This is a genomic window from Amycolatopsis sp. NPDC104819, assembly GCF_055583145.1.
This window is the reverse complement of record NZ_JBVJON010000017.1, coordinates 47,836-74,043: the sequence shown is the minus strand read 5'-3', so window position 1 is coordinate 74,043 and position 26,208 is coordinate 47,836. Positions and strand designations below refer to the sequence as shown.

Sequence of the window (26,208 nt, the reverse complement as noted above, 5' to 3'; positions counted from 1 at the left end):
GTCCGGAGACGAAAAGGTCACCCGAGCAGCTTCGGCTTGTCTTCCAGGTGGGACAGCCCGTTCCACGCCAGATTCACCAGGTGCGCGGCCACTTCGTCACGCTTGGGCTTGCGCGCGTCCAGCCACCACTGGCCGGTCAGCGCGACCATCCCCACCAACGCCTGCGCGTACAGCGCCGCCAGTTTCTCGTCATAACCGCGGGCCGCGAACTGCTGGGCCAGGATGTGCTCCACCTGGCTCGCGATGTCGTTCAGCACCGTCGAAAACGTGCCCGTCGAGCTCGCCACCGGTGAGTCGCGGACGAGAATCCGGAAGCCGTCGTGGGAATCCTCGACGTAGGAAAGCAAAGCGATCGCGGCCTGCTCCAGCATCACGCGGGGGTGGCCGCCGTGCAGGGTGGAAACCATGCGGTCGAGCAGCAGCTGCGTTTCGCGGTCGACGACCACCGCGTAGATGCCCTCTTTGCCGCCGAAATGTTCGTACACCACGGGTTTCGAGACGTTGGCGCGGTGCGCGATCTCCTCGATCGACGTGCCGTCGAACCCTTTTTCCGCGAACAGCGCCCGCGCCACGTTCAGCAGCTGCTGACGGCGCTCACTGCCCGTCATCCGGACACGGGTCACCGGGGCGGCCGGACGTGCCCCGGTGACCTGCTGCTCACGCTTCGAACGTCGTCTCCCCGCCACTCTCGGCAGCCTACGGGACTAGTGCTTCTCCGTCGTGATACGGGCCAGCCGCTGCGGCGTCGGCCAGCGCACGTCGTGCACCCAGCCGAACTTCTCGAAGATCCAGATCAGCCGCGCGGAGATGTCGATCTGGCCGCGCTTGACGCCGTGGCGCGCGGACGTCGGGTCGGCGTGGTGCAGGTTGTGCCACGACTCGCCGAAGCTGAAGATGGCCAGCGGCCAGAAGTTGGCCGAGTTGTCGCGCGCGGTGAACGGGCGGTCGCCGATCATGTGGCAGATCGAGTTGATCGACCACGTCACGTGGTGCAGCACGCAGATGCGCACCAGGCCGGCCCAGAAGAAGGCGGTGACCCCGCCCCAGACCGACCACGAGATCAGGCCGCCGGCGATGCCCGGCAGCACCAGGCTGATCAGCGCCCACAGCCAGAACAGGTCGTCGACCTTCTTGATCGCCGGGTCCTTGACCAGGTCCGGCGCGAAGCGCTCGGCATTGGTCTGGTCACGCTCGAACAGCCAGCCCATGTGCGCGTGCCAGAAGCCCTTGGCGATGGCCCACGGCGACGTGCCGAACGCCCACGGCGAGTGCGGGTCGCCGTCGCGGTCGGAGAAGGCGTGGTGACGCCGGTGGTCGGCGACCCAGGTGATGACCGGGCCCTGCAGCGCGATGCTGCCGGCGATGGCCATGACCACGCGCAGCCACTGCTTGGCCTTGAACGAGCCGTGCGTGAAGTAGCGGTGGTACGACACCGTGATGCCGAGCCCGCTGATCGCGTAGAACACCACGAAGATGCCGACGTCGACCCAGCTCAGTCCCCAGCCCCAGGCGAACGGCACCGCGACCAGCAGCGCCACCAACGGCGCGATCACGCCGAAGTAGACCGAAAGCTGCACGCCGATGCCGCGCTGGCCTTCGATGACAGGTTTGGGCCCCTTCGGGGCCGGAGACTCCCCGCTGGGCTGCGAACGGTCGAGCGTGGCCGTCATACGCTTCACTTCTTCCTGCGCGGTGCCCTGGATAGGGTCGCCTAACCTACGATGCCGTAAGTTACGGTACAGGAGGTTTCGGCGGCTGGGGAGTGCCGGAACCTCACACCGGTACTTCGGAACCGGGGACCCGGCGGACGGGCTCCTAACGCAGCCCGCGCGCGGGCTACACCCGATCGTCGCTATCCTGACCAGGATCGATCCGCCGTAGTGTAATCGGCAGCACTTCAGATTTTGGTTCTGACAGTTCAGGTTCGAATCCTGGCGGCGGAGCAGCAGGAGGACCGAACCCACGACACCGGGAGGTTGGCGCTGACCGAAGAGGCGACCGACCCGGTGGCGGCCAGACGGCCCGCCCTCGCCGAAATGTCCGACGCGTGGTTGGTCGGACGTGCGCGCGAGCTGATCGCCGCGGTCCAGCGACAGGAGTACACCCAGCAGCTGCAGATCGTCGAGCTGATGGACGAGCTGCTCGACGAGACCCAGCGGCGCGGCGAGCCGACGATGGTGGCGCAGCTGCTGCGCGCGTCGGCGATCGCCCGGCTGATCACCCGCGGTCTGGCCGCGGAGGCCGAGCCCCGGCTCGACGAGATGCTCGCGCACACCCGGCGTCACGGCCTCGCCCTGCTGCGGGCCGACGCGCACGCGCTGCGCGGCCGCCGGCTGGTGATCGCCGCGCAGGAGGACCCCGCGCTCACCGAGATCGCCCGCGCGCTGGCCATCCTCGACGACTCGGCGATCCCGAACCGCCAGATCGGCATCCGCGCCTGGAACCGGATGTTGTGGTCGACGCTGAACGACTGCTGGATCGTGCTCAACCAGCTCGGCGTGTACGAGGCCGCCGAGGAGGTCATCGGCCGCGCGGCCGCCGCGATCCGCGAGAGCGCGAGCCCGCATGAGATCACGTTGCAGCTGATGAACCGCGTCAAGATGCTGCTCGGCTGGGGCCTGCGGCTCGAGCGCATCGACGAGTACGACGAAAGCGCCGAGAAGTTCCGCACGGCCGCGTCCATGGCCGTCGCCGCCGAGGGCCCGTTCACCGAGTCGCTGTTCCCGCGGAAGGCGAACGTCCCGGCCGTCGACCAGGTCGGCGTGCTCGCCGCGGCGCAGGCGCTGCACGGCCCGAGCGCCGACCAGATCGACCGGCTCCGGCAGCTGCACGAAGGCACCGGCTACCCGGGTGAACGCGAGATCGTCGCGATCGCGCTGGCCCGCTGCCTCGACAAGGCCGGCCGCCGCGGTGAGGCCCTCGACGTGCTGCGGTCGGCCCGGGAGTCCCTCGGTGACGACACGTCGCAGCCGTCCATGCGGCTGAACATCGCGCGTGAGCTGGCTCGGCTCGACACGAGCCCGGACTACGCGTCCGGGGCCAGCGAGTCGCTGATCGACTACGCGCGGCGGCTCGAGACCGAGATGTGGAGCCTCCGCGAGTCGCAGATCGCCACGCTGAACGCGCGTCGCGAGCACGAACGGCTCTCGGCCGAGCATGGCGCGATCACCCAGCAGGCCCTGCAGGACCCGCTCACCGGCCTGCCCAACCGCCGCGCGCTGGACGAGAAGCTGCGCCAGCTCGCGTCGTCGGCGGACGCGCAGCCGCTCGCGGTCGCGCTGGTCGACCTCGACGGCTTCAAGGGTGTCAACGACAAGCAGTCCCACGCCGAAGGTGACAACGTGCTGCGTGTTGTCGCGAGCACGCTTCGTGACGCGTTGCGCGGTGACGACCTGGTGGCGCGCTACGGCGGGGACGAGTTCATCGTCCTGCTCCCGGGCACTCCGGCGTCCGCGGCGAAGATGGCGCTCGGCCGCGCGGTGAAGTCCGTCGCGGGCCTGCCGCACCACCTTTCGCACGGCGTCACGCTGTCCATCGGGCTCGTCTCCCTGCGGCCGCAGGAGCGGGGCGAGCAGGTCCTCGCCCGCGCGGACGCGGCCATGTACCAGGCGAAACGCGGGGGTGGCAACCAGGTGGCGTCGGCCAACTCGATGGCCGCGGACCCGGCGTCGGCGTGGGCGGGTGAGGGCCTTCCCACCGACCCGACGTGGGAGCCGGAAGAGCCCAGTTAGGATCTGAGCCCGACAGAAGCCACCTGCTGGTAACCGTTGGGAGCGCCGTTGACCGGCCCGCTGAGCACGTTGATCCTCGCCGCGGGTGAGGGCACCCGCATGCGATCCGCGACCCCGAAGGTGTTGCACCCGATCGCCGGGCGGCCCCTCGTCGAGCACGCCGTCCGGGCCGCCGCCGGCCTGGACCCCGAGCACCTCGTCGTGGTTGTCGGCCACGGCCGCGAGGCCGTCGGCTCCCGGCTCGCCGAGGTCGCCACGGCCCTCGGCCGCGCGGTCGGCACCGCCGTGCAGGCCGAGCAGAAGGGCACCGGCCACGCCGTGTCCTGCGCGCTCGCGACCCTGCCCGCCGACCTCACCGGCACCGTGATCGTCAGCTACGGCGACGTCCCGCTGCTCGACACCGCGACCCTGGGCGCCCTCCTCGACGAGCACACCGAGGCGAAGAACGCCGTCACCGTGCTGACCGCGGTCGTCGCGAACCCGGCGGGCTACGGCCGCATCACGCGCGACGCCGCGGGCAAGGTCACCGGGATCGTCGAGCACAAGGACGCCACCCCGGAGCAGGCGGAGATCACCGAGATCAACTCCGGCGTCTACGCCTTCGACGCCGCTGTGCTGCGCGACGGCCTTTCGCGGCTCTCGACCGACAACGCGCAGGGCGAGCTCTACCTCACGGACGTCCTGGGCATCGCGAACGGCGACGGCCTGCACGTCGGCGCGCTGGTCGTCGACGACCCGTGGCTGACCGAGGGGGTCAACGACCGCGTCCAGCTCTCGGTGCTCGGCGCCGAGCTCAACCGCCGGATCGTGCAGCGCTGGCAGCGCGAGGGCGTCACCGTCGTCGACCCGGCCTCGACCTGGATCGACGCCGGCGTGACGCTGTCGCGCGACGTCGTCATCAACCCCGGGGTGCAGCTCAAGGGCGCCACCTCGGTCGGCGAAGGCACGACGCTCGGGCCGGACAGCACCCTGACGAACATGACCATCGGCGCCGGCGCCTCCGTGGTGCGGGTGCACGGCTCGGACTCGGAGCTGGGCGACGGCGTCAACGTCGGCCCGTTCACCTACCTGCGGCCCGGCACGAAGCTGGGCGAGAAGGGCAAGCTCGGCGCGTTCGTCGAGACGAAGTCCGCCGACATCGGCGCCGGCACGAAGGTGCCGCACCTGACCTACGTCGGCGACGCCACGATCGGCGAGCACAGCAACATCGGCTGCTCCAGCGTGTTCGTGAACTACGACGGCGTGAACAAGCACCGGACCGTTATCGGGTCGTATGTCCGGTTGGGCGCGGACAACACGTTCGTCGCCCCGGTGCAGGTCGGTGACGGCGCTTACAGTGGGGCGGGTGCCGTGATCCGCGAGGACGTCCCCCCGGGCACACTCGCGGTGTCGGCGCCGCCCCAGCGCAACATCGAAGGCTGGGCGATCCGGCGCCGGCCGGGTACGCCCGCGGCGGAGGCGGCCCAGGCCGCCCTCGACGCCGAGTCAGCAGCAGGAACCGACGGGGAGTCGCCAGCATGAGTCCGAAGTCAGGTACGCCGAAGAAGAACTTGATGCTCTTCTCCGGACGGGCGCACCGGGAGCTCGCGGAAGAGGTCGCCGAGCACCTCAACGTGACGATCACCCCCCAGACGGCGCACACCTTCGCCAACGGTGAGCTGTTCGTCCGGTTCGAGGAGTCCGTCCGCGGCACCGACGCCTTTGTCATCCAGGCGCACACCACGCCCATCAACGAGTACGTGATGGAGCAGCTGATCATGGTGGACGCGCTCAAGCGGGCGAGCGCGAAGCGGATCACCGTGGTGATGCCGTTCTACCCGTACGCGCGCCAGGACAAGAAGCACAAGGGCCGCGAGCCGATCTCGGCGCGGCTGATCGCGGACCTGTTCAAGACCGCTGGCGCCGACCGGATCATGACGGTCGACCTGCACACGGCGCAGATCCAGGGCTTCTTCGACGGCCCGGTCGACCACCTGATGGCGCAGTCCGTGCTGGCCGACCACATCAAGAAGACCTACGGCAACGCCGACATCACGGTCGTCTCGCCGGACTCGGGCCGCGTGCGGCTGGCCGAGAAGTGGGCGCAGCAGCTGGGTGACCGGCCGATCGCGTTCATCCACAAGACACGCGACCCGGACAAGCCGAACCAGGCCGTGGCGAACCGCGTGGTCGGCAAGGTCGAGGGCAAGCTGTGCGTCCTGATCGACGACATGATCGACACCGGCGGCACGATCGTGAAGGCCACGGAGGCCCTGATCGACGAGGGCGCGGCGGACGTGGTCATCGCGACGACCCACGGCATCCTGTCCGACCCGGCCACTTCGCGGCTCTCGGCCTGCAAGGCGCGCGAAGTCATCGTGACGAACTCGCTGCCGATCCCGGAGGAGAAGCGGTTCCCGGGCCTGACGGTCCTGTCGATCGCCCCGATGCTGGCGGAGGCCATCCAGCAGGTCTTCGAGGACGGCTCGGTGACTTCGCTCTTCGACGGCAACGCCTGATTCCCCGGAAAGCCCGCTCTCCCACGCGGAGGGCGGGCTTTCCGCTGTCCGAAACGGACGACACGCGTACCTGACTGGACGACACGAACCCCAGCCCGGGGCCCGGCCGTGTCGTCCGGCTGGGCACGCGAGTCGTCCGGCTGGGCACGCGAGTCGTCCGGCTGGGCACGCGAGTCGTCCGGCTGGGCACGCGAGTCGTCCGGCTGGGCACGCGAGTCGTCCGCCGGGCGCGAACTTCGCGCCCGGCGGGGGTTTCCGGCGCTAACGTCGCCGGCATGGGGAACTTCAAGTTCGGCGTCAGTCTCCGGGGCATCGGCGGCCGGGACGCGTGGATCGCCAAGTGCCGTCGGGCCGAGGAGCTCGGCTACGACGTCATCACCATCCCGGACCACCTGGGCACCGGGTCACCGGCGCCGTTCCCGGCGCTCGCCATGGCCGCCGCCGTCACCGAGCGGCCGCGGCTCGGCACCCTCGTCTCCAACGTGCCCTTCTACAACCTCGCCCTCTTCGCCCGCGAAGCCTCCTCGACGGCCGCGCTGCTCGACGGGCGCCTGGACCTGGGCCTCGGCGCCGGGCACATGAAGGCCGAGTTCGACAACGCCGGGCTGCCGTGGCAGAACGCCGCCGGCCGCATCGGCTACCTCGAAGAGAGCCTCGCCTACCTGCGGAAACACTTCGACGACGAAGGGCTCGCGATGCCGCGCCTGCTCATCGCGGGCAACAGCGACGGCGTCCTCGACCTGGCCGCCGAGCACGCGGACGTCGTCGGCTTCGCGGGCCTGAAGCAGCAGCCCGGCAAGCCGCCCGGCACCTTCAAGCTCGACGTCGACATGGACGAGCGCGTCGCGTACTTCCGCGCCAAAGCGCACCGCGACGTCGAGTACAACATGCTGGTCCAGCACGTCGAGGTCACCGACGACCGGCGAACGGCCGCCGAGGCGTGGCACGAGAAAACTCAGCGGAGTGCTGTCGAAACCGCCGAAGACCTCCTCGACGCGCCCCAGCTGCTGCTGGGCACGGTCGAGGAGATCGCCGGACAACTGGAAACCCGCCGCACCCGCTACGGCTTCGAATACATCACCGTCTTCGAGCCGAACCTCGAAACCTTCGCGCCGGTGCTGAAAGAACTTCAGTAAGCGACGGTGAACCGCGCGCGGCGGTGCTTCGGCTGCTCGATCTCGTCGACGTACGCGGTCGCGAAGTCGTCACCGCCGATGTGCGACTTGCCGTTCTCGTCGGTCAGCAGGATGTCGCCGCCGACGCGGAACCCGCCGCGCCGCTCGCCCGGGATCCAGGCGCCGAACTCGGCGGCCGGGCTGACGTAGAACCAGTCGAGACCCTCGGGCTGCGCGCGCAGCAGGCCGAGCACCTCGGCGTGGTTGCCGGCCTCTTCCTTGTACTCGGCGGGGAACTCCGGGGTGTCGAACAGCCGCGGGCCGCCCTCGGCGACCAGCAGGCTCGCCGCGCCGCCGACGAACGACAGCCGGACGTCGTTCTCGCGCGCGATCCGCGCCAGCGACGGCACGGCGTCGATCAGCTTCTCGCCGTCGAGCGCGCGGGCCGGCGTGGCGACGACGATGACGTCCGCGTCCTTCACGACCTGCGAGACGAACTCCTCGTCGTGCAACGAACCCTGCACCGCTTCGACACCTTCGGGCACCGTGCCGGTGTTGCGCGCGACGCCGACCACCTCGTGCCCGCGCCGCAGCGCCTCGGCGCCGATCCTGCCCCCGGCGTACCCGGTCCCCCCGAAAACCACCAGCTTGGCCATGTCGTCTCTCCCGTTCGAATTCGGCTGTCTCCAGCCGATGCTAGGAACGGAAGATCACCTACTTCAACGGAAGCAACGCACCCCCGGGTAGGTGTCCAGCTCAGCCGCCCAGGCCCGCGAACTCCGCCGCGACCTTCTGCTTCACCGCGTTGACGTCGAGGGCCGCGCGGACCTCCGCCGTCGCGTTCGGCTTGGACAGCACCTGGTAGCTGGCCGTGCGGTTGGGCAGCTTGAACTTGACCGTGCAGGACATCTTGATCGTCGCGTACGGCTCGGCGTCGGCCGCCGACGTGCAGGTCTGCGCGCCGAGCGAGTCGGCGCTCACCTCGACCGAGAGGTTGATGTGGACCACGCTCTTCTCGCCCGAGGCCGGGGAGCCGACCACGCTGGTGGAGACGTCGACCGTCGTCGTGCACGAGCCGACGAAGTCCTTGCAGTCGAGCGTGTCGTTCGTGACCACCGCGCTGGCCTGCACCAGGCCCTCGAACGGCTGGCCCAGCCCACCGACGGTGTTGTCCAGGTCGGTGTGGAACGTCTTGAGCGCGTCACCGGTGATCGGGTCGACGCGGAACTCCGCGCCGTACTTCGGCCCGGCCTGCGGGTCGAGCAGCACCGGGGCGAAGCTGACGACGCGGTTCGGCTTCGCCGTCGTGACGCGCAGGACGCTCGGCGCGGCGCCGAGCTGGTAGACCTCGGTGCCGTCGGGCAGCTTCGCCTTCACCGGCTCGCTGAACCGGTCGAGCCCGGCCAGCGCCTTGCGCAGCCCGTCGGCGAGGGTCTTGGGCGCGAACCGGGCCGCCGGGTCGAAGGGCAGTTCGGAGCCGAGCGAACGCACCCAGCTCGTGCCGAACTGCGTGCCCTCGTCGATGGCGTGGGCCTTCCAGTAGTCGGCGTCGGCCTGCAGGTAGAACTGGCCGGCCGCGGCCGTCACCTGCACGACGCGGCCTTCGAGCGGGAGCCCGCCGACGGCGCTGCCGCCGCGGGTGACCCGGAACTGCTGTTCGGCGCCCTTGGTCGTCGACTTCAGCGAGAGCGCCGGCGCCTGGGCGAGCGCGGTCAGGGCGGCGTCGACGGCGGCGCGCTGCTCCGCGCGGCGATCGGCCGTCTGCTGCCCGGCCGCGGAGACGCCGGCGGTGCCGGGGACCGCCACCTGGCAGCCGGCCAGCAGCCCGCCCAGCAGCAGCACCGCCGCCACCATGCTCCGTCGAGCCCGCATCTTCCCCGCCCCCTGCTCTGCCGCCACCCGAGCACACCTCGGCCGGCGAAGTCCCGCCACCGGATTTGTGTCGTCACAAACCGGGGTCCAGGAGGGTTCTAGCGTGGCGCGGGCACCCGCCGCAACCCACCGTGATGAGGTTGGTTTACACTCTTGAGGTTGTCTCGGCGAGGCGGGGCCCTTCTGGGGTGCCCGGCGTGATCGACGCGGCGGCTCGAGTAGCCCCCGTCGTCGTGCACGCCCGGAAACTCGCCGCCGAAACTTCTGAAAACACCGGCTTCCCCCCGCCGCAGCATGCTGTCTTTGATTTGAAGGAGTGCCACACCGTGTCCGAGGTACGTCTGTCCGTCGAGCCGCGCACCGAGTTCGGCAAGGGCGCCGCGCGCCGCACGCGTCGCGCCGGCAAGATCCCCGCCGTCCTGTACGGCCACGGCTCGGACCCGCGGCACTTCGCGCTGCCGGCCATCGAGTTCGCCCGCGTCGTCCGCGAGAACGGCTCCAACGCCGTCATCACCCTCGACCTCGACGGCTCCAACGAGCTGGCGCTGACGAAGACCATCGTCGTGCACCCGCTCAAGAACTACATCGAGCACGTCGACCTGCTGGTCGTGAAGCGCGGCGAGAAGATCGTCGTCGACGTCCCGCTCGTCGTCTCCGGCACCCCCGGCCCCGGCGGCCTGGTCAACCAGGACGTCGACACCCTGACCGTCGAGGTCGAGGCGCTGCACATCCCGGAGCAGTTCGAGGTCTCGATCGAGGGCGCCGAGATCGGCACCCAGATCCTCGCCGGCCAGGTCGAGCTGCCCAAGGGCGCCACCCTGGTCAGCGACCCCGAGTCGCTGGTCGCCGCCGTCAACGAGCCGCAGCGTGAAGAGGCCGACGAGGACGAGGCCACCGCCGAGGCGGGCGAAGAGTCGGCCGAAGCCGCCGAATAACATTTCCGCATGACCGAAGACCTGCCCGGGGCCGGCGAGCTGATCCTGCTCGCCGGCCTCGGCAATCCCGGGCCCCAGTACGCCGGAAACCGGCACAACGTCGGGTTCATGGTGCTGGACGAGCTCGCCGCCCGCATCGGCGGCAAGTTCAAGACGCACAAGAGCGGCGGCGAGGTGCTCGAAGGCCGCTTGGCCGGGCGCCGCGTCGTGCTCGTGAAACCGCGGTCGTACATGAACCTCTCCGGCGGCCCGGTGGTCGGCGCGGCCCGGTTCTACAAGGTGCCGCCGACCGGCGTGGTCGTGGTCCACGACGAGCTGGACGTCGACTTCGGCGCGCTGAAGCTGAAGTTCGGTGGCGGCGACAACGGCCACAACGGACTGCGTTCGATCACGAAGTCGCTCGGCACGCGTGACTACTACCGCGTCCGGTTCGGCATCGGCCGCCCACCGGGCCGGCAGGACCCGGCGGACTTCGTGTTGAAGGACTTCTCGACGGTCGAGCGCAAGGAGCTCCCGTTCGAGGTGGACCGCTGCGCGGACGCGACCGAAGCGCTGGTCGGCACCGGTCTCGCGGCCGCGCAAAACGCCTTCCATGCAGGCTGACAACGGTGGTTAGGTAAGGCCATGACCCCTGACGAAGTCCGGGCGATCGCGTTCGGCAAACCCCGCTTCGGCCGGCGCGGCTACAACGAGGACGAGGTCGACGCCTTCCTCGACCTGATCGCCGAGGCGCTGGCGGGGCGCAACATCCTGACCGCCGACGACATCCACTACGTCGAGTTCACGATCATGGCGGTCGGGATGCGCAGCTACGACCAGTCCCAGGTCGACCTGTTCCTCGACGAGGCCGAGGCCGCGCTCGTGGCGCTGCGGAACCCGCAGCCGGTGGCCGAGGAGCGGCGACCCCAGGGGCCGCGGAAGTGGTTCGGCCGGTCCTGACGGTGTGAGTCCGGCCACACAGCGCTGCGTAGTCCCGGCTCACTCACAGGCGGACGGAGGGCGCCCGTCGGGGTGAGCTTCGAGGTCGGCCCCTTCCGGGGAGCCCGTCCCCGGGCTAGGACGGTGTACGGCAGTTTCGTACCGCCCAACCCCGGAATCGGAGACTCCATGTCGTTCACCGCCGAAGACCTCGCCGAGGTCACCTTCGGTAACGCCCCGATCGGCCGCCGTGGCTACGCGAAGCACGAGGTCGACGAGTTCGTCCGGCGGATCGCCAAGACGATCACCGAGGAGGACGACCTGACCGCCGCCGAAGTGCACCACGTGATGTTCGCGAAGCCGTTGATCGGCAAGCGCGGTTACGACGAGCGCGAGGTCGACGAGTTCCTCGACCGGGTGGAGGACCAGCTCGCCGCCCGCACGGGCCACGCCCCGGACCTCCCGGGCGCCCGCTCGCCTTCGGAGGCGACGGCCGAGCGCGCGGCCCCGCCCACGATCCGCGCCGAACGCCTGCAACAGCGCTAAGACGCCGCTTTCACGTGAAAGCTCCGCCTCCAGGTGGGAGCTTTCACGTGAAAGCTCCGGTCAGGAGTCGGCGTTCTTCTTGATCTTGTCCGCGAACTGCTGCGCCGTCGCCGCGCGCTTGACCTTGCCGGACGGCGTCTTCGGCAGGCTCCCCGCCGGCAGCACCACGACCGCGTACGGCCGCATGTCGACGGCGTCGCGGACCCGGGCCGAGACCTGCTTCGTCAGGTTCTTCTCGGCCTCGGCGTCGCCCGCCAGCTTCGACTCGACGACCACGGCGAAGCGCTCACGACGGCTTCCCGCGTCCAGCCGCACGGCCACGGCGTTGCCGGCCCGCACACCCTCGACCGACGTCGCCGCGCGCTCGATGTCCGTCGGGTACAGGTTGCGGCCGCCCATGATGATGACGTCCTTGCGGCGGCCGCAGATGACGATCTGGCCGTCGACCAGGTACCCGAGGTCGCCGGTGTTCAGCCAGCCGTCGGCGTCCTGCGTGGCGACCGGGCCGTCCATGGTCAGGTAGCCGGGCGTCACGGCCTCGCCGCGCAGCCGGATCTCGCCGACCTCCCGCTCGCCGAGCCGCGCACCCGCGTCGTCGACGATCTCGGCTTCGAGGCCGTCCAGCGGGCGGCCGAGCACGGCGAACGACCGGACGTTTTCGGTGCCGCGCCGCGGGTCGCCCTCGGGGACCGGGACAGCGCGGTTGCCGGCCTCCAGCGCTTCGGCCTCGACGACGTCCAGGGTGAGCCCGGTGAACAGCGGCGCGAACGACACCGCGAGCGTCGCCTCGGCCATGCCGTAGGCCGGGAACACGCACTCCGCGGGCATCTTGAACCGCGCGCCGGCGTCCACAAAGGTCTGGACGGCGGTCTCGTCGACGGGCTCGGCGCCGTTCAGCGCGATCCGCAGCTTCGAGAGGTCATAGGCGTTGTCGTCGTCGACGCGCGCCATCCGGCGCCCGACGATGGCGTACGCGAAGTTCGGCGCCGCGGTGGTCGTCCCGTGGTACTTCGTGATCAGCTCGGGCCAGATCAGCGGCCCGGACAGGAACTCGACCGGCGTGATCTTGACGAGCTCGACGCCGAAGGTCATCGGCACGGTCAGGAAGCCGACCATCCCCATGTCGTGGAAGGTCGGCAGCCAGGACACCATCACGTCGGTGTCGAAGTCGAACTCTGCGCGGTCGACCATGGCCTTGACGTTGGAGTACAGGTTCCCGTAGGTGATCCGCACGGCCTTCGGGTCGGCGGTCGAGCCGCTGGTCAGCTGGAGCAGCGCGGTCTCGCCCTCGTCGGTGGTGACGACGTCGGCGAGCGGCTCGGCGCCGGCCAGCTCGTTGATGAGCCGGAAGCCGATGCCCTTCTCGGCCAGGACCGGGGCGAGCTGGTCGAACGGCTCGCCCAGCAGGACCAGGTCCGAGCCGATCATCCCGAGCACCCGCACGGTGTCCTCGGCCCACTCGGCGAGGTCGGTCCGCGGCGTCGGCTGGTGCAGCATGGTGACACTGCCCCCGGCCAGCCAGACGGCCTGCACGGTCGGCGCGATCAGCACCGGCGCGGCGGCCAGCACGGCAACGGCCCCGCCCCGCTCGAACCCGCCGGCGACCAGGCCACCGGCGATCCGCCGGGCCTGTTCGTGCACCTCGGCCCAGGTCCGCCGGACCGGCTCCTTCGGCTCCCCGGTGACCATGCCCCGCTGCTGACCTCGCGCCGTCGCGGTGGCGACGAGCGTGTCCACGAACCTGCTCATGGGGCAGACATTACTGGCAGCTGTGTCACTCCAGCAGTTCGGACGTCTCCAGCCAGCGGCCTTCGACCTCCTCGATCTCGCCCTGGACGCCCTTCAGCTCCGCGTTGAGCTCCATCAGCTTCGCCGGGTCCGTCGCGGCTTCCAGCAGCGACGCGTGGAGCTTCTGCTCCTTGCTGTGCAGCTGGTCGAGCTTGCGCTCCAGCCGGCCGAGGTCCTTCTGGGCCGCGCGCAGGTCCGCCGCCGACTTCTTCGCCTCGGCCTTCGCCGCCGTCGGGGTGGTCGCGGCCGCCGGTTCCTTGGCGACCGCCCGGCGGTTCAGGTACTCCTCGATGCCGCCCGGGAGGTGCGTGATGCGGCCGTCGCCGAAGAGGGCGACGATCGTGTCGCAAACCCGTTCGACCAGGTACCGGTCGTGCGAAACCACGACCATCGTGCCCGGCCAGCCGTCGAGGAGGTCCTCCAGCTGCTGCAGGGTGTCGATGTCCAGGTCGTTCGTCGGCTCGTCGAGCAGCAGGACGTTCGGCTCGGCCATCAGCAGCCGGCACAGCTGCAGCCGCCGCCGCTCGCCGCCGGACAGGTCGCCGACCGGCGTCCACTGGCGCGCCTGCGGGAAGCCGAGCTTCTCCCCCAGCTGCGACGCCGTCATCTCCTGCTTGCCGAACACCACGCGCCCGGCCACCTGCTCGATCGCCTGCAGCACACGCAGGTCGCCGGGCAGGTCGTCGAGCTCCTGGCGCAGGTGCGCGAGTGCGACGGTCTTGCCCTCGATCCGGCGGCCGGTCGAACCCTGGACGTCGCCGCCGAGCAGCTTGAGCAGCGACGTCTTGCCCGAGCCGTTGACACCGACCAGGCCGATCCGGTCACCCGGCCCGACCCGCCAGGTGACGTGGTCGAGCAGCGTCCGGTCGCCGACCGTGTACGTCGTGTCTTCCAGCTCCAGCACGGTTTTGCCCAAGCGCCGCTTCGCGAACGCCATCAGCTCGACGGAGTCGCGCGGCGGCGGCACGTCCGCGATCAGAGCTTCGGCCGCGTCGATGCGGTAGCGCGGCTTGGACGAGCGGGCCTGCGGGCCGCGGCGCAGCCACGCCAGCTCCTTGCGCGCCAGATTCTGCCGCTTCTCCTCGGCCGTCGCGGCGAGCCGCGCCCGCTCGGCGCGCGCGAAGATCCAGTCGGCGTAACCACCTTCGTAACTCTCGACGCGGCCGTTGGCGACCTCCCAGGTCACACTCGCGACGGTGTCGAGGAACCACCGGTCGTGCGTGACGACCACAACCGCGATCCGCCGGGTCAGCAGGTGGTCGGCCAGCCACTGGACACCTTCGACGTCCAGGTGGTTGGTCGGTTCGTCGAGCACGACGAGGTCGAGCTCGCCGGTCAGCGCGGCGGCCAGCGAGACCCGGCGCCGCTCGCCGCCGGAGAGGTTCGCGGTGGGCGTGTCGAGCCCGATCGCGGTGATGCCCAGGCCGTCCACAATGGACCGGACCCGCGCGTCGGCGGCCCATTCGTGCTCGGCGCCGTAACGTTCGAGCACCACCTCGCCGACGGTGCTGCCGTCCGGGAGCTCGGTCCGCTGCGTGACGACGGCCATCCGCAGGCCGCCGACATGGCTCACCCGTCCGGAATCCGGCTCGGCGAGTCCGGAAAGGACTTCCAGGAGCGTGGTCTTGCCACCACCGTTGAGGCCGACAACACCGATGCGCTGCCCGGCCGCGACGCCCAACGAGACGCCGTCCAGCAGCGGCTTCACCCCGTAGGACTTGCTCACCGCCTCCAGGTTGACCAGGTTGGCCATCCGCTCAGCCGTTCCTTTCCACGATGACGAACCGCGTCGCCACGACCTGGGTCGTGTCGTCCACGGTGAATTCCGGATCTCCCAGCGCGGCACGCAGTTCGGCGCTCTGCCAGTAGTCCGTGTGGTCGGCGCGCCAGTCGGCGACGCTCGTGAAACCCTCGCCCTCGTCGAGCACGTGCTGCAAGTCCACTTCGGACAGCGGAAGGACGCGCACCTCGGTGTTTTCGAGCACCGCGACACCTTCGCCCGCCGAGTCGATCATCAGCTCACGTTCGCCGACGACAGGCAGCTCTTCGCCGTACTTCTCGTATTCGGCGACCAGGCCGGTGGTCGACGTCTTCTCCCCGCGCAGGATCGCCGCGACCAGCTTGTCCCGCAGCGGCCCCGGAAACGCGAACTCCGCCTTCTTCATGCGTGCACCCGCGGCGGCGTGGGCCGCGGCGCGTCGTCGCCGCCGACCACCCGGGCTCCCGGGACCGGGCCGTGTGCCACCCGGACCGTGCGGCACACTCCCGCGCCCGACAGCTCGGCCGCCACCTCCACCGCCGAATGTGCGTCTTCGCAGAGGAACGCGCACGTCGGGCCCGAGCCGGACACCGTGCCCGCCAGCGCGCCCGCGTTGACGCCCGCCCGGAGCGTGCGGCGCAGGCCGGGGCGCAGTGAAACCGCCGCCGCCTGGAGGTCGTTGCCCAGCAGCAAGGCCAGCTGGCGCGGGTCGCCCGAGGCCAGCGCCTCGACGACCGGGGTGTGGGAGCCGATGCGCGGCGGGTTGCCGTCCGCGCGCAGGCGGTCGAGCTCGCCGAACACCTTCGGCGTCGAGAGCCCTTCGGAGTCGAACGCCAGCACCCAGTGGAAGGTGTGCCGCGACAGCACCGGCACCAGGTGCTCACCGCGCCCGGTGCCCAGCGCGGTGCCGCCGTAAAGCGCGAACGGGACGTCGCTGCCCAGGCCCGCCGCGATCTCGGCCAGCTCGTCACGCGTCACTTCGAGGTTCCAGAGCGAGGCCAGCCCGACCAGCGTCGCCGCCGCGTCGGCGCTGCCGCCCGCCATGCCGCCCGCGACCGGGATGCCCTTGCGCAGCACCACGCGGACCTTCGGCTCCTCGGTGCGGCCGGCGTGCGCCGCCAGCGCCTCGACCGCCCGCCAGGCCAGGTTGGTGCCGTCGGTGGGCACCGTGCCCTCACCCTCGCCGTAGATCTCCAGGCCGGGGTCGTCGGCGACCGCGACGGTCACCTCGTCGGTCAGCGAAAGCGCCTGGAACACGGTGACCAGCTCGTGGTAACCGTCGTCGCGCAGGTCGTCGACCGAAAGGTGCAGGTTGACCTTGGCCGGGACCCGGACGGTGACTGGGGGCGGAACTACGGCGAGCACGCGACCAGCCTACGTCCCCGCACCGGTCGCGCTCCGGCCAGGAGAAAGGACGTCCAGCGCGACGGCGAGCGCGACGTCCGGCGGGGTGCTCGGCTCGGCTTCGACGCTGTTGAGCTGGACGGCGACCAGGGCGAGCCGCGCCCGCAGGCCGGCCTCGGGGTCGCCGGACCCGCCGCTCAGCCGCCTGTGCAGCTCGAGCATGCGCTCGGCCAGCCCGGCGCCCGCCGCGATGACCTTCAACGCCGTCGTGTTGCGCTGCACCAGGCCCATCACCGGGCCGAAGCGGTCTTCGACCAGGGCGGCGTACGCGGTGAGCAGCTCGGCCGGCCGGGTTTCGCGCGCCAGGAGCTCGTCGAGCGCGGTGCCCCAGTCCTCGAGCAGGCTCGAGACGATGTCTTCCTTCGTGCGGAAGTGGTAGTACAGCGCGGCTTTCGTGACTTCGAGCCGCTCGGCGATCTCCCGCAGCGAACTGCCTTCGTACCCCTGCTCGGCGAACAGCTCGAGCGCGACGCGCTGGATGCGCTCGCGGGTGTCGGTGCGCCGCCCGGCCATGCCTCACCTCTCAACTTACTTGACGGCCGACTAGTGTTGGCTTAGCTTGGCATTGCTTGTCGGCCGACAAGCAATGCATCCACAGCTTACCCCGGGGGTCCGTCATGACCACAGCCGCACCACCACGCACGGCGAGCCGGTGGCTCGCCCTCGGCGCGCTGGGCCTGGCCCAGCTCATGGTCGTGCTCGACACGACCGTCGTGAACATCGCCCTGCCGTCGGCGCAGCACGCGCTGGGCATGTCCGACACCGGCCGCCAGTGGACGATTTCCGCGTACACGCTGGCTTTCGGCGGCCTGCTGCTGCTCGGCGGCCGGCTCGCCGACCGGATCGGCCGCCGCACCACGCTGATGGCCGGGGTCGCCGGGTTCGCCGTCGCGTCCGCGATCGGCGGCGCCGCGCCGTCGCCGGCGTGGCTGATCGGCGCGCGGGCCGCGCAGGGTGTGTTCGCGGCGCTGCTCGCGCCGTCGACGATGTCCCTGCTGACGCTGACCTTCACCGAACCGCGTGAACGCGCGAAGGCGTTCGGGATCTTCAGCGCCATCATGATGTCCGGCTCCGCGGTCGGGCTCACCGTCGGCGGCGCGCTGACGGAGTTCCTAGACTGGCGCTGGAGCCTCTACGTCAACGTGCCGATCGCGATACTGGCCGGGCTGGGCGCCTGGTTCGCCGTGCCCGCGGCCGCCGCGCACCGGGAGACCAAGCTGGACTGGACCAGTGCACTGCTCAGCTGCGGCGGGATCGTGCTGCTCGTGCACGCACTGTCCGAAGTGGCCACTGAGGGCTGGAACTCCTTGGTGGTACTGGGTTCCCTGACAGCCTCCATTGTGCTGCTCGGACTGTTCGTGCGCCGGCAGGCCCGGCACCCGCACCCGCTGCTGCCGCTCACGGTGGTGCGCGACCGTGCCCGCGCCGTCGCGTACCTGACGATCGGGGCGGCGTCGTTCGGCGCGTTCGGGATGTTCCTGTTCCTGACCTACCAGCTGCAGGTCGTGATGGGGTACGGCGCGCTGGCCGCGGCGCTGGCGTTCCTGCCGACGCTCGGCGCGAACATGCTGACGTCCACACAGGTGTCGAGCCGGCTGCTGGCCCGCGTCGGACCGCGGCCTCTCTTGGCGGGCGGGCTGTTCGTGCTCGGCTGCGGGCTCCTGCTCGCCACACGGCTGACGCCGGACGCGTCGTACGTCACGGTGATCCTGCCGATGCAGCTGCTGCTGGGGGTCGGGGCCGGGCTGAGCATGCCGGTGGTGCTGAACGTCGCGACCCGCGGGGTCGGCGCGCGTGAAGCGGGCGCGGCGTCGGCGTTCGTGACGACGTCACAGCAGGTGGGAGCTTCGCTCGGGACGGCGGCGCTGAACACGATCGCCACCGCGGCGGCGGCCGGGCTGACCACGCCGGCGGCGATCGTCCACGGTTACACGACGGCCGCGGCCTGGGCGGCGGGCCTCATCGGCGCCGCGGCGCTCACCGCGTTGCTGGTCCTGCCGCGCGGCACCCGCTGACCCCGAGCGCCCCAATGTGGCCTTCGGTGCGTTCAACGCACCCAAGGCCGCCTTGGGGCGCTGGAGGTCAGGCGGCCGCGACACCCTGGGGGCCGCGAGCCGTGTGCGTGACGTGGCCACCGCGCTCGGTGACCCACGCGAGGGCCGCGTCGGCGCGCTCGCCGCGGACGCCGAGGCGGAAGCGGCCGACCGGGGTGTCGCCGATCCGGGTCAGGCCGCCGCCGATGGTGGCGAACTCGACGTCGAACCGGCCCGCCGCCTCGGGCAGCAACGCGCCGACCGACGCGAAGCCGACCAGCACGACGTCGACCGAGCGGTCGTAACGCGCACCCTGCGAGCGGGGGGTCTCGATGGCCGGCAGCAGCGCCTGTGCGGTGCGGCTGGCCGGGTTGGAGATCAGGTCGAGCACCGTGCCGCGCTCGACGACCGTGCCGTCCTCCAGCACCGCGACGTCGTCGCAGACCCGGCGGACCACCCCGGCGTCCGGCGTGGTGACCACCACGGTGACCCCCAGCTCGGACCGGGCCCGGTCGAGCACGGTGAGCACCGCGCCGGCCTCCTCCGGGTCGACACCGGCGGTCGGGTCGTCCGCGAGCAGCACGGCGGGGGCCGCCGCGAGCGCCTTCGCGACCGCGACCCGGCGGAGCTGACCGACGGACAGCTCCGAGGGGCGCTGCGCGGCGCGCGGCGTCAGGCCGACGAGGTCGAGCAGGGAGCCGACGCGGCTGCGGCGCTGCGGGCCGTCGACCCCGAGCTGCTCCAGCGGGGAGGCGATGTTGCCGGCGATGGTGCGCTCGGCGATCAGCTCCGGCTTCGAGCCGACGATGCCCAGCTGGCGGCGGATCTCCCGCAGCCGGCGGCCGTCGAGGGTGCCGGTGTTGAGGCCGTCGAGCCGGACGACACCACGGTCGGGACGCTCCTGCAGCGCGATGCAGCGGGCCAGGACGGACTTGCCCGAACCGGCGGGACCGACCACGCCGAACAGCGAGCCGGCCTGGACGTCGACGCTCACGTCGCGCAGGGCGACGACCGAGTTTCCGTTGGTGGCGAAGGACTTGGACAGGTTTTCGACGGTGATCACGAAGGCTCCAGAAAACGGGGCGCGCTCACTCGGAGGCGCCCGGCCGCAGACGAAATCCGTCCTCTATGGACGGTGCGAGAAGAAGAGGTGGACCGGCTCGGGAAAGCTCAGTTGGAGCGTCGACATGCGGTCACGGAGCGGCGGCCTTCGTCGACTACGCGACGCCTGGTCAGCAGCAGGGGGCGAGCTACCCTCTTCATCGGAAACGGCCTCCATCGGTCCTGGCGGTAGCACCTGCCCTGTGGAGGGTGGTTGCTGCGACTTCGGCGAGCCAGGTCTCTCAGTCGCTCGGGATGGACATACTGAGTAAACCGATCCCGCAGAGCGAACGCAAGCCCGTTGGCCCAGATCACACGACTGGCGGCGTCCGGATGGCGAGACGCGCACGCCGGGAGACGTCGGCGAGCACCCTGCCGGTTGACATCCACAGTGGACGTCGCCCGCGGCTAGCGGGCGGCGGCGAGCCGGGCGAAGTCGTGGACGTCGAGCTGCTCGCCGCGCGTCTTCGGGTCGATCCCGGCGGCCGCCAGCAGCTCGCCGGCGCGCTCGGCCGAGCCCGCCCAGCCCGCCAGCGCGGCCCGGAGCGTCTTCCTGCGCTGTGAGAAAGCGGCGTCGACGAGCCCGAAGAGCCGTTCCCGGTCGTCGGACGCCGGCGCGTCGCCGCGCTCGAAGGCGACGAGCGCGGAGTCGACGTTTGGTACCGGCCAGAACACCGAGCGTGGCACCGCGGCGACCTTGCGCGCCGGGCCGTACCAGGCGAGCTTGACGCTCGGCACGCCGTAGATCCGGCTGCCCGGGCCCGCCGCCATCCGGTCGGCGACCTCGGTCTGGACCATCACGAGGCCGGAGGTGAGCGACGGCACTTCGGCGAGCAGGTGCAGCACCACCGGCACGGCGACGTTGTAGGGGAGGTTGGCGACGAGGGCAGTCGGCGCCGGCAGCTCGGCATCGGTGACGCGCATGGCGTCGGCCTCGAGGACGGTGAGGCGCTCGGCGGCGTCCGGCCCCCGCTCGGCGACAGTCTTCGGCAGCCGTTCGGCCAGCTTGGGATCGATCTCGACGGCGACGACCCGCGCGCCGGTGGCGAGCAGCCCCAGCGTCAGCGACCCGAGGCCGGGCCCGACCTCGAGCACGACGTCGTCCGGACCGACCGAGGCGAGCTCGACGATCCGGCGGACGGTGTTGGGATCGTGCACGAAGTTCTGCCCGAGCTTCTTCGTCGGCCGCACGTCGAGTTCGGCCGCCAGCCCGCGGATCTCGGCAGGTCCCAGCAGTTCAACCACCGGCCGAGCTTACCGATGGGACATCTCGCGCCCCCGGACGGTCGGTTCGCGGTGATCGAGGACGGAACTCGCGTGATCAGGGACGGAACTCGCGTGACTGAGCGCGGAACTCGCGTGATTGGAGGGGCATCTCGCGTGATTGAGCAGGCATCACGCGTGACTGGGCGGGCATCGGGTGTGATGCCCCGCCAATCACGGGTGATGCCTCTCCGGACACGCGTGATTCCCCTCGGGACACGCGTGATGCCCCTCGGCGCACGCGTGATGCCCCTCGGCGCACGCGAAAAGGCCCCCGTCCGGGGAGGACGGGGGCCGGTTCGGGAGTTCGTCAGGCCTTCTTGCCGCAGACCGGCCAGGCGCCGTAACCGCCGCGGGCGTCGCGGACCTTCTCGGCCACCGAGATCTGCTGCTCGCGCGTCGCCTGGCTCGGCAGCGCCGCGTACTGGGAGCCGCCGTAGGCGTTCCAGGTCTGCTTGTCGAACTGGAGGCCGCCGTAGTAGCCGTTGCCGGTGTTGGTGGCCCAGTTGCCGCCCGACTCGCACTGCGCGATGCGGTCCCACGAGGACGCGTCGCCGATGACCGGGTTCGCCGGCTTCTTCGTGCCGACGTGGATGATCTTCGGCTTGGCCTCCGTGATGACCTGCTCGGAGACGCTCTCGCGCGAGACCTCTTTGCCGTTCTTCTGCGTGACCTTGTAGGTCACCATCTTCTCGCCGGGCGTGCCGGGGTCCTCGACCTCGGTCTTGCCCTTCTCGAGGTTCGGGTCGTCGACCTTCTGCTCGGGCGGGTCGATGGTCTCCTTCTGGACGACCGTCGAGACGCCGGTGCGGCTGATGTGCACCTCGGCGCCGTCGGTCAGCTTGACGTCCAGGCCACCTTCGGCGGCGTCCTCCGGGCCCAGGGTGAGCTTGTACTCGCCCAGGAACTCCTTCGTGGTGACCGCGGTCGTCTTGACCGGCTTCGGCGCGTTCGCGCCGTCGTACAGCGTGATGTTCTTGAGGGTCTTGATCTCGACGGTGGCGCCCTGGAGGGGCAGCTCGCCGTCCTTCGCCATCGACATCCACGTGCCGGGCTTGTCCATGCCGGTCATGCCGAGCTGGCTGAGCGCCTCACCCAGGTGGGTCGCGCGGACCCAGGAGGTGTGCTCCGCGCCGTCGACGATCATCTTCAGCTGACGGCCGCGCTCGAGCTTGATGACCCCGCCGTCGCCGACCTCGGCCTGCGGGGACGGGGAAAGCGAGTCGTGCGCGCCGACGGACAGGCCCGCGTCCTCGAGCACCTCGCCGACGGTGTCGCCGAACGAGTGCACGGTCTGCTGCTGGCCGTCGACGTCGACGGTGACGCTCTTGTTCATCGCCAGCGCGGCGGCGCCACCACCGGCGATGCTGATCATGACGCTGAGGACGGCGCCCTTGAGGAACCGGCGCTTCCAGACCTTGGTGGTCTCGCGCAGCCCCTCGTCCAGCATGGCCCGCTTGGCCTGCGGGGACGCGGTGCGGTCCGCCTCGATCTCGTCCGGGATGACGATCGGCGGCAGGTAGGTCGTCTCGGCGTTGATGAGCCGGATCAGCTCGTCGACGTCGACGTCGATCTCGGCCATCATCGCGTCGGCGTCGGGGCCGAGGGCGGCGAGGATGTCCTGCTGCGTGATGTTCGGGTCGTCGGAGAAGTCGAGCTGGCCGTACGCGGTGTCCTCGAAATAGCTCCGTTCGAGGACGGCGGAGCGTGCTCCAGCCTGTCTGCTACCTGTCACCGGGGATCGTTCCCTTTCACGAGACGGCGGTCGGGGGCGCCGTCTCTACGACTGGGCGTGACGATCGGAAGCTGCTGAGCGCAGGCCCGACCGGCACGATCACGGGACAGTAACGGGTCTCGCCGGGTTGCGCAAACACCCCCCGGAGTGTCGTGATCTGGGTCACTAGATCGAGTGGGCGATCAAGGAACACCGATGTCGCAGTGCGTTTATCCCGTTGTGACACTGGGGAGTCGGTAGACCCGCTCGGCAGTGGTCCGGACCGATTCGGCGACTTCGTGGACAGCTTCGCCCCTGAGCGCCGCGAGGTGACGGACGGTGTAAGCCGCGCCGAACGGCTCGTTCGGCCGCCCTCGGAACGGGTGGGGGGTCAGAAACGGCGCGTCGGTTTCGACGAGGTACTGGTCCGCCGGGCAGAGCCGGGCCGCCTCGTGGAGCCCCTTCGCGTTCTTGAACGTCACCGTGCCCGCGAAGGAAAGGACGTACCCCGCGTCGACGCACTTGCGGGCCATTTCCGCGTCCCCGGAAAAACAATGGAAGATTACGGCATTCGGCGCATTCTCTTCGGCCAGGATGCGCAGCACGTCGTCGTGGGCCTCGCGGTCGTGGATCATCAGCGGCTTGTCCAGCCGCTTGGCGAGGTCGATGTGCCAGCGGAACGCCTCCTGCTGGGCGTCGTGCGGCGAGTAGTCCCAGTAGTAGTCGAGGCCGGTCTCGCCGACGGCGACCACGCGGTCCTGGCCGGCCAGGCGCTCCACTTCGGACTTCTCGGCCTCGCCGAAGGCCTTGGTCCGCGTCGGGTGGATCGCGACCGCGGCCCACACGCGCGGGTCCCAGGTCGCCGCCTCGGCCGCCCAGCGGGCGGAGGCGAGGTCGTCGGCGACCGTGACGACGCGGGCGACGCCGGCGCGCTCGGCGCGGTCGACCATGGCCGTGACTTCGGCCGCGGTGACCGCGCCGCACGCGTCGAGATGGGTGTGCGCGTCCACCACCGACACCGGGAGCCTGTCCGGGACAGGCGGCAGCTCGCGCTTCTCGTCACCCATGCACTACCTCTTACTCCTTGACGATCGGTGCCCATTCCGGGCCGGTCTCACCCAGCGCCGGGTCGAGCTTCGTGAACAGCGGGGTCGGCTTGGCCAGCGGCTTGCCGACCTCGATCGGCTTCGACTCCCACTTCGCCTGCTCGGCCGCGTAGTCGCCGGTGAGGATCGGGTTGACCCGGCCGTCGATGTCGAGGTCGTCGACCTCCTTGAGCTCCGGCTGGGCGGCCCAGACGCCGGTGCCGCCGAGGGCCTCGTGGACCTTCTGGGCCGAGTGCGGCAGGAACGGCGTCAGCAGCGTGTTCGCGTCGGAGACGACCTGCAGCGCGGTGTGCAGCACCGTGTCGCGCCGCGTCGGGTCGTCCTTGAGCTTCCACGGCTCCTGGTCGGAGATGTACTTGTTCGCCGCGGTGACGACCTTCATCGCCTCGCCCGCCGCCAGCTTGAACCGGGACCGGGCCAGGTGCGCGCCCGCGGTGTCGAAGGCCTTGCGGGACAGGGCCTTCAGCTCCTCGTCGGCCGCCGTCGGGGCTTCCGGACGCGGGATGGCGCCGACGTTCTTGTGCGCCATCGAGATGGACCGGTTGACCAGGTTGCCCCACTCGTTGGCCAGCTCGAAGTTGGTCCGGCGGACGAACTCGTCCCAGGTGAAGTCCGTGTCCTGGGTCTCCGGGCCGGCGACCGAGATGAAGTACCGCAGCGTGTCCGGGCCGAAGTCGCGCAGGAAGTCCTCGACGTAGATGACGCGCCCGCGCGAGGTCGAGAACTTCGAGCCGCTCATGGTGAGGAACTCGCTGGAGACGATCTCGTCCGGCAGGTGCAGCCTGCCGTACTTGCCGGGCTCGCCGCCCTTGTCACCCTCGCCGTTGTGGCCGAACAGCAGCGCCGGCCAGATCTGGGCGTGGAAGGTGATGTTGTCCTTGCCCATGAAGTAGTACGACCGGGCGTCGGCGTTGTTCCACCACTCCTGCCACGCGTCCGGGTTGCCGGAGCGCCGCGCCCACTCGACGCTGGCCGAGAAGTACCCGATCACCGCGTCGAACCAGACGTAGAACCGCTTCAGCGGCTGGTCGCGCCAGCCGTCGAGCGGGATCTTGACGCCCCAGTCGAGGTCACGGGTGATCGGCCGGGGCCGCATGTCGTCGATCAGGTTCTTGGTGAAGTTGAGGACGTTCGGGCGCCAGTCGGTCTTGGTGCCCAGCCAGTCGCCGAGGGTCTTGGTGAACGCCGGCAGGTCGAGGAAGTAGTGCTCGGTCTCGACGAACTTCGGCGTCTCGCCGTTGATCCGCGACTTCGGGTTGATCAGCTCCGCGGCGTCGAGCTGGTTGCCGCAGTTGTCGCACTGGTCGCCGCGCGCGCCGTCGTACCCGCAGATCGGGCAGGTGCCCTCGACGTAGCGGTCGGGCAGCGTGCGGCCGGTGGACGGGCTGATCGCCCCGCGCGTGGTCTTCGGCACGACGTAGCCGTTGCGGTGCAGCGCCAGGAAGATCTGCTGCGTCACCTCGGCGTGGTTGCCGGTCGTGGTCCGGGTGAACAGGTCGTAGGAGAGGCCGAGGCCCTGCAGGTCGGTGCCGATCTGGCGGGTGTACTTGTCCGCCGTCAGCTGCGGGGTCGAGTTCTCCTTGTCGGCCTGGACCGTGATCGGGGTGCCGTGTTCGTCGGTCCCGGACACCATGAGCACCCGGTTGCCGGCCATTCGCTGGTAGCGCGAGAAGACGTCGGACGGGACGCCGAATCCGGACACGTGGCCGATGTGGCGGGGGCCGTTGGCGTAGGGCCAGGCCACCGCGGTCAACACGGGGGTGCTCATACCTTATTAGCCTACGGAGGGCGTCACGCGCTTTGTCGGGAGGGAGGCCCAGTTGTCCGCGACACGGTTGCTGGTGCTCGGTGTGGTCCGCATGTACGGCCGCGCGCACGGGTACCAGGTGCGGCGTGAACTGCTGAGCTGGTCGGCGGACAAGTGGGCCAACGTCCAGCCGGGGTCGATCTACCACGCGCTGAAGAAGATGACCACCGAGGAGCTGCTGGAGCAGGTCGACGTCGAGCCGGGCGACGGCGGCCCGGACCGCGTCGCCTACCGGCTCACCGACGTCGGCGAGCAGGAGTACCAGGTCCTGCTCTCCAAGGCCCTCTCCGATCCGGAGCTCAACCACCCGGACCTGTCGGCCGGGATCTCGCTGATGACGACGTTGCCACGGGCCCGGGTGGTCAACCTGCTCCGGCACCGGCTGGTGCACCTGGAGGCCGAGCAGCGGCAGGCCGTGCTGATGCTCGACGAGGTGAAGGCCAGCATGGAGCTGGGCACGCCCGAGCACGTCGGCGAGCTGTACCGGCTGTGGGGCGGGATCACGGACGCGAGCCTGACCTGGCTCGAAGGCCTGATCGCCCGGCTGGAAGCGGGCGAGTACGTGATGGCCGGCGAGTAATCAAGTTTGACTAGCGAGCTCTCCTTGGGGGACAGTGT

At 70.5% G+C, this 26,208-nt stretch carries 24 protein-coding genes, 1 tRNA gene and 1 riboswitch; of the genes, 11 read left to right on the top strand and 14 right to left on the bottom strand.

Annotated elements, in window-relative coordinates; translation table 11 throughout:
* Nucleotides 1–17 precede the first annotated feature (17 nt).
* On the bottom strand, nt 18–608 hold the full coding sequence (locus ACZ63E_RS39690) for a TetR family transcriptional regulator (RefSeq protein ID WP_465302778.1): 591 nt from the start codon (nt 606–608) through the stop codon (nt 18–20).
* A gap of 96 nt (nt 609–704) precedes the next feature.
* Entirely contained in the window at nt 705–1,670 is a 966-nt protein-coding gene (locus ACZ63E_RS39685) for an acyl-CoA desaturase (protein ID WP_465341465.1), read from the bottom strand.
* Nucleotides 1,671–1,871: 201 nt separating this feature from the next.
* Between ACZ63E_RS39685 and ACZ63E_RS39680 the strand changes: the two genes are divergently transcribed.
* The 5 genes from ACZ63E_RS39680 (at nt 1,872) to ACZ63E_RS39660 (ending at nt 7,365) form a co-directional block, all read left to right on the top strand.
* Nucleotides 1,872–1,943: transfer RNA gene (locus tag ACZ63E_RS39680), tRNA-Gln, on the top strand.
* A 33-nt stretch (nt 1,944–1,976) separates the two neighbouring features.
* Entirely contained in the window at nt 1,977–3,731 is a 1,755-nt protein-coding gene (locus ACZ63E_RS39675) for a GGDEF domain-containing protein (RefSeq protein ID WP_465341464.1), read from the top strand.
* Between the two features lie 48 nt (nt 3,732–3,779).
* Nucleotides 3,780–5,252: a bifunctional UDP-N-acetylglucosamine diphosphorylase/glucosamine-1-phosphate N-acetyltransferase GlmU gene (gene glmU / locus ACZ63E_RS39670; RefSeq protein WP_465341462.1), complete on the top strand. Its 1,473-nt coding sequence runs from the start codon at nt 3,780–3,782 to the stop codon at nt 5,250–5,252.
* Nucleotides 5,249–6,229, top strand: coding sequence for a ribose-phosphate diphosphokinase (locus ACZ63E_RS39665; protein ID WP_465302405.1), 981 nt, complete (start codon nt 5,249–5,251; stop codon nt 6,227–6,229). Before glmU ends, ACZ63E_RS39665 begins: the two co-directional genes overlap by 4 nt.
* 275 nt (nt 6,230–6,504) lie before the next feature.
* Nucleotides 6,505–7,365, top strand: a complete 861-nt coding sequence (locus ACZ63E_RS39660; RefSeq protein WP_465341461.1) for a TIGR03621 family F420-dependent LLM class oxidoreductase — start codon at nt 6,505–6,507, stop codon at nt 7,363–7,365.
* On the opposite strand, the gene ACZ63E_RS39655 is transcribed toward ACZ63E_RS39660, so the two are convergent.
* Both ACZ63E_RS39655 and ACZ63E_RS39650 read right to left on the bottom strand, forming a co-directional pair.
* Complete coding sequence (locus ACZ63E_RS39655) at nt 7,359–8,000, bottom strand: NAD(P)-dependent oxidoreductase (protein ID WP_465341460.1); 642 nt, start codon at nt 7,998–8,000, stop codon at nt 7,359–7,361. The genes ACZ63E_RS39660 and ACZ63E_RS39655 overlap by 7 nt on opposite strands.
* Before the next feature lie 100 nt (nt 8,001–8,100).
* Entirely contained in the window at nt 8,101–9,195 is a 1,095-nt protein-coding gene (locus ACZ63E_RS39650) for a hypothetical protein (RefSeq protein ID WP_465341559.1), read from the bottom strand.
* 347 nt (nt 9,196–9,542) lie between these two features.
* Here ACZ63E_RS39650 and ACZ63E_RS39645 point away from each other — a divergent pair, with 347 nt between their 5' ends.
* From ACZ63E_RS39645 to ACZ63E_RS39630, 4 genes are all read left to right on the top strand, one after another.
* The gene (locus tag ACZ63E_RS39645) at nt 9,543–10,151 is read left to right on the top strand and encodes a 50S ribosomal protein L25/general stress protein Ctc (RefSeq protein ID WP_465341459.1); all 609 of its coding nucleotides are present in this window, start codon (nt 9,543–9,545) and stop codon (nt 10,149–10,151) included.
* 9 nt (nt 10,152–10,160) lie between these two features.
* Complete coding sequence (gene pth, locus ACZ63E_RS39640; RefSeq protein ID WP_465341458.1) at nt 10,161–10,754, top strand: aminoacyl-tRNA hydrolase; 594 nt, start codon at nt 10,161–10,163, stop codon at nt 10,752–10,754.
* Nucleotides 10,755–10,775: 21 nt separating this feature from the next.
* On the top strand, nt 10,776–11,090 hold the full coding sequence (locus tag ACZ63E_RS39635; RefSeq protein WP_465302395.1) for a DivIVA domain-containing protein: 315 nt from the start codon (nt 10,776–10,778) through the stop codon (nt 11,088–11,090).
* Nucleotides 11,091–11,258: 168 nt separating this feature from the next.
* Nucleotides 11,259–11,615 carry a DivIVA domain-containing protein gene (locus ACZ63E_RS39630; protein ID WP_465302393.1) on the top strand — a complete coding sequence of 119 codons (357 nt, stop codon included), beginning with the start codon at nt 11,259–11,261 and terminating at the stop codon, nt 11,613–11,615.
* 60 nt (nt 11,616–11,675) lie between these two features.
* Here ACZ63E_RS39630 and ACZ63E_RS39625 read toward each other — a convergent pair whose 3' ends face one another.
* From ACZ63E_RS39625 to ACZ63E_RS39605, 5 genes are read right to left on the bottom strand one after another with little or no spacing between them, the layout of a single operon-like run.
* Nucleotides 11,676–13,364, bottom strand: coding sequence for a fatty acyl-AMP ligase (locus ACZ63E_RS39625; RefSeq protein ID WP_465341457.1), 1,689 nt, complete (start codon nt 13,362–13,364; stop codon nt 11,676–11,678).
* A 25-nt stretch (nt 13,365–13,389) separates the two neighbouring features.
* Nucleotides 13,390–15,156 (bottom strand): ABC-F family ATP-binding cassette domain-containing protein, encoded by a 1,767-nt coding sequence (locus ACZ63E_RS39620; protein ID WP_465341456.1) that lies wholly within the window; start codon nt 15,154–15,156, stop codon nt 13,390–13,392.
* Between the two features lie 4 nt (nt 15,157–15,160).
* Nucleotides 15,161–15,568, bottom strand: a complete 408-nt coding sequence (locus ACZ63E_RS39615) for an ASCH domain-containing protein (RefSeq protein WP_465341455.1) — start codon at nt 15,566–15,568, stop codon at nt 15,161–15,163.
* Nucleotides 15,565–16,527, bottom strand: coding sequence for a 4-(cytidine 5'-diphospho)-2-C-methyl-D-erythritol kinase (locus ACZ63E_RS39610; RefSeq protein WP_465302385.1), 963 nt, complete (start codon nt 16,525–16,527; stop codon nt 15,565–15,567). Before ACZ63E_RS39610 ends, ACZ63E_RS39615 begins: the two co-directional genes overlap by 4 nt.
* Before the next feature lie 9 nt (nt 16,528–16,536).
* Nucleotides 16,537–17,079 carry a TetR/AcrR family transcriptional regulator gene (locus ACZ63E_RS39605; RefSeq protein WP_465341454.1) on the bottom strand — a complete coding sequence of 181 codons (543 nt, stop codon included), beginning with the start codon at nt 17,077–17,079 and terminating at the stop codon, nt 16,537–16,539.
* A gap of 104 nt (nt 17,080–17,183) precedes the next feature.
* On the opposite strand from ACZ63E_RS39605, the gene ACZ63E_RS39600 reads away from it, so the two are divergent.
* Nucleotides 17,184–18,581, top strand: a complete 1,398-nt coding sequence (locus tag ACZ63E_RS39600; protein ID WP_465341453.1) for an MFS transporter — start codon at nt 17,184–17,186, stop codon at nt 18,579–18,581.
* Nucleotides 18,582–18,648: 67 nt separating this feature from the next.
* Here ACZ63E_RS39600 and ACZ63E_RS39595 read toward each other — a convergent pair whose 3' ends face one another.
* The 5 genes from ACZ63E_RS39595 to metG form a co-directional block, all read right to left on the bottom strand.
* A complete protein-coding gene (locus ACZ63E_RS39595) occupies nt 18,649–19,662 on the bottom strand; it encodes a methionine ABC transporter ATP-binding protein (protein WP_465302379.1) in 1,014 nt (337 codons plus the stop codon).
* Between the two features lie 193 nt (nt 19,663–19,855).
* Nucleotides 19,856–19,962: riboswitch (SAM riboswitch) on the bottom strand.
* Between the two features lie 146 nt (nt 19,963–20,108).
* Nucleotides 20,109–20,945 carry a 16S rRNA (adenine(1518)-N(6)/adenine(1519)-N(6))-dimethyltransferase RsmA gene (gene rsmA / locus ACZ63E_RS39590; RefSeq protein ID WP_465341451.1) on the bottom strand — a complete coding sequence of 279 codons (837 nt, stop codon included), beginning with the start codon at nt 20,943–20,945 and terminating at the stop codon, nt 20,109–20,111.
* Between the two features lie 328 nt (nt 20,946–21,273).
* Nucleotides 21,274–22,698: a transglycosylase family protein gene (locus ACZ63E_RS39585; protein WP_465341450.1), complete on the bottom strand. Its 1,425-nt coding sequence runs from the start codon at nt 22,696–22,698 to the stop codon at nt 21,274–21,276.
* A gap of 209 nt (nt 22,699–22,907) precedes the next feature.
* Nucleotides 22,908–23,744: a TatD family hydrolase gene (locus ACZ63E_RS39580; protein ID WP_465302373.1), complete on the bottom strand. Its 837-nt coding sequence runs from the start codon at nt 23,742–23,744 to the stop codon at nt 22,908–22,910.
* 10 nt (nt 23,745–23,754) lie between these two features.
* The gene (metG, locus tag ACZ63E_RS39575; RefSeq protein WP_465341449.1) at nt 23,755–25,551 is read right to left on the bottom strand and encodes a methionine--tRNA ligase; all 1,797 of its coding nucleotides are present in this window, start codon (nt 25,549–25,551) and stop codon (nt 23,755–23,757) included.
* Nucleotides 25,552–25,603: 52 nt separating this feature from the next.
* On the opposite strand from metG, the gene ACZ63E_RS39570 reads away from it, so the two are divergent.
* Nucleotides 25,604–26,170: a PadR family transcriptional regulator gene (locus tag ACZ63E_RS39570; protein WP_465341448.1), complete on the top strand. Its 567-nt coding sequence runs from the start codon at nt 25,604–25,606 to the stop codon at nt 26,168–26,170.
* Nucleotides 26,171–26,208 lie beyond the last annotated feature (38 nt).

Coding starts and splice junctions, on each gene's coding strand:
- metG (WP_465341449.1), bottom strand. CDS start 25,551: ATGAGCACCCCCGTGTTGACCGCGGTGGCCTGGCCCTACGCCAACGGC.
- ACZ63E_RS39620 (WP_465341456.1), bottom strand. CDS start 15,156: ATGGCCAACCTGGTCAACCTGGAGGCGGTGAGCAAGTCCTACGGGGTG.
- pth (WP_465341458.1), top strand. CDS start 10,161: ATGACCGAAGACCTGCCCGGGGCCGGCGAGCTGATCCTGCTCGCCGGC.
- ACZ63E_RS39630 (WP_465302393.1), top strand. CDS start 11,259: ATGTCGTTCACCGCCGAAGACCTCGCCGAGGTCACCTTCGGTAACGCC.
- ACZ63E_RS39615 (WP_465341455.1), bottom strand. CDS start 15,568: ATGAAGAAGGCGGAGTTCGCGTTTCCGGGGCCGCTGCGGGACAAGCTG.
- ACZ63E_RS39625 (WP_465341457.1), bottom strand. CDS start 13,364: ATGAGCAGGTTCGTGGACACGCTCGTCGCCACCGCGACGGCGCGAGGT.
- ACZ63E_RS39600 (WP_465341453.1), top strand. CDS start 17,184: ATGACCACAGCCGCACCACCACGCACGGCGAGCCGGTGGCTCGCCCTC.
- ACZ63E_RS39605 (WP_465341454.1), bottom strand. CDS start 17,079: ATGGCCGGGCGGCGCACCGACACCCGCGAGCGCATCCAGCGCGTCGCG.
- ACZ63E_RS39665 (WP_465302405.1), top strand. CDS start 5,249: ATGAGTCCGAAGTCAGGTACGCCGAAGAAGAACTTGATGCTCTTCTCC.
- ACZ63E_RS39655 (WP_465341460.1), bottom strand. CDS start 8,000: ATGGCCAAGCTGGTGGTTTTCGGGGGGACCGGGTACGCCGGGGGCAGG.
- ACZ63E_RS39685 (WP_465341465.1), bottom strand. CDS start 1,670: ATGACGGCCACGCTCGACCGTTCGCAGCCCAGCGGGGAGTCTCCGGCC.
- ACZ63E_RS39690 (WP_465302778.1), bottom strand. CDS start 608: ATGACGGGCAGTGAGCGCCGTCAGCAGCTGCTGAACGTGGCGCGGGCG.
- ACZ63E_RS39580 (WP_465302373.1), bottom strand. CDS start 23,744: ATGGGTGACGAGAAGCGCGAGCTGCCGCCTGTCCCGGACAGGCTCCCG.
- ACZ63E_RS39635 (WP_465302395.1), top strand. CDS start 10,776: ATGACCCCTGACGAAGTCCGGGCGATCGCGTTCGGCAAACCCCGCTTC.
- ACZ63E_RS39660 (WP_465341461.1), top strand. CDS start 6,505: ATGGGGAACTTCAAGTTCGGCGTCAGTCTCCGGGGCATCGGCGGCCGG.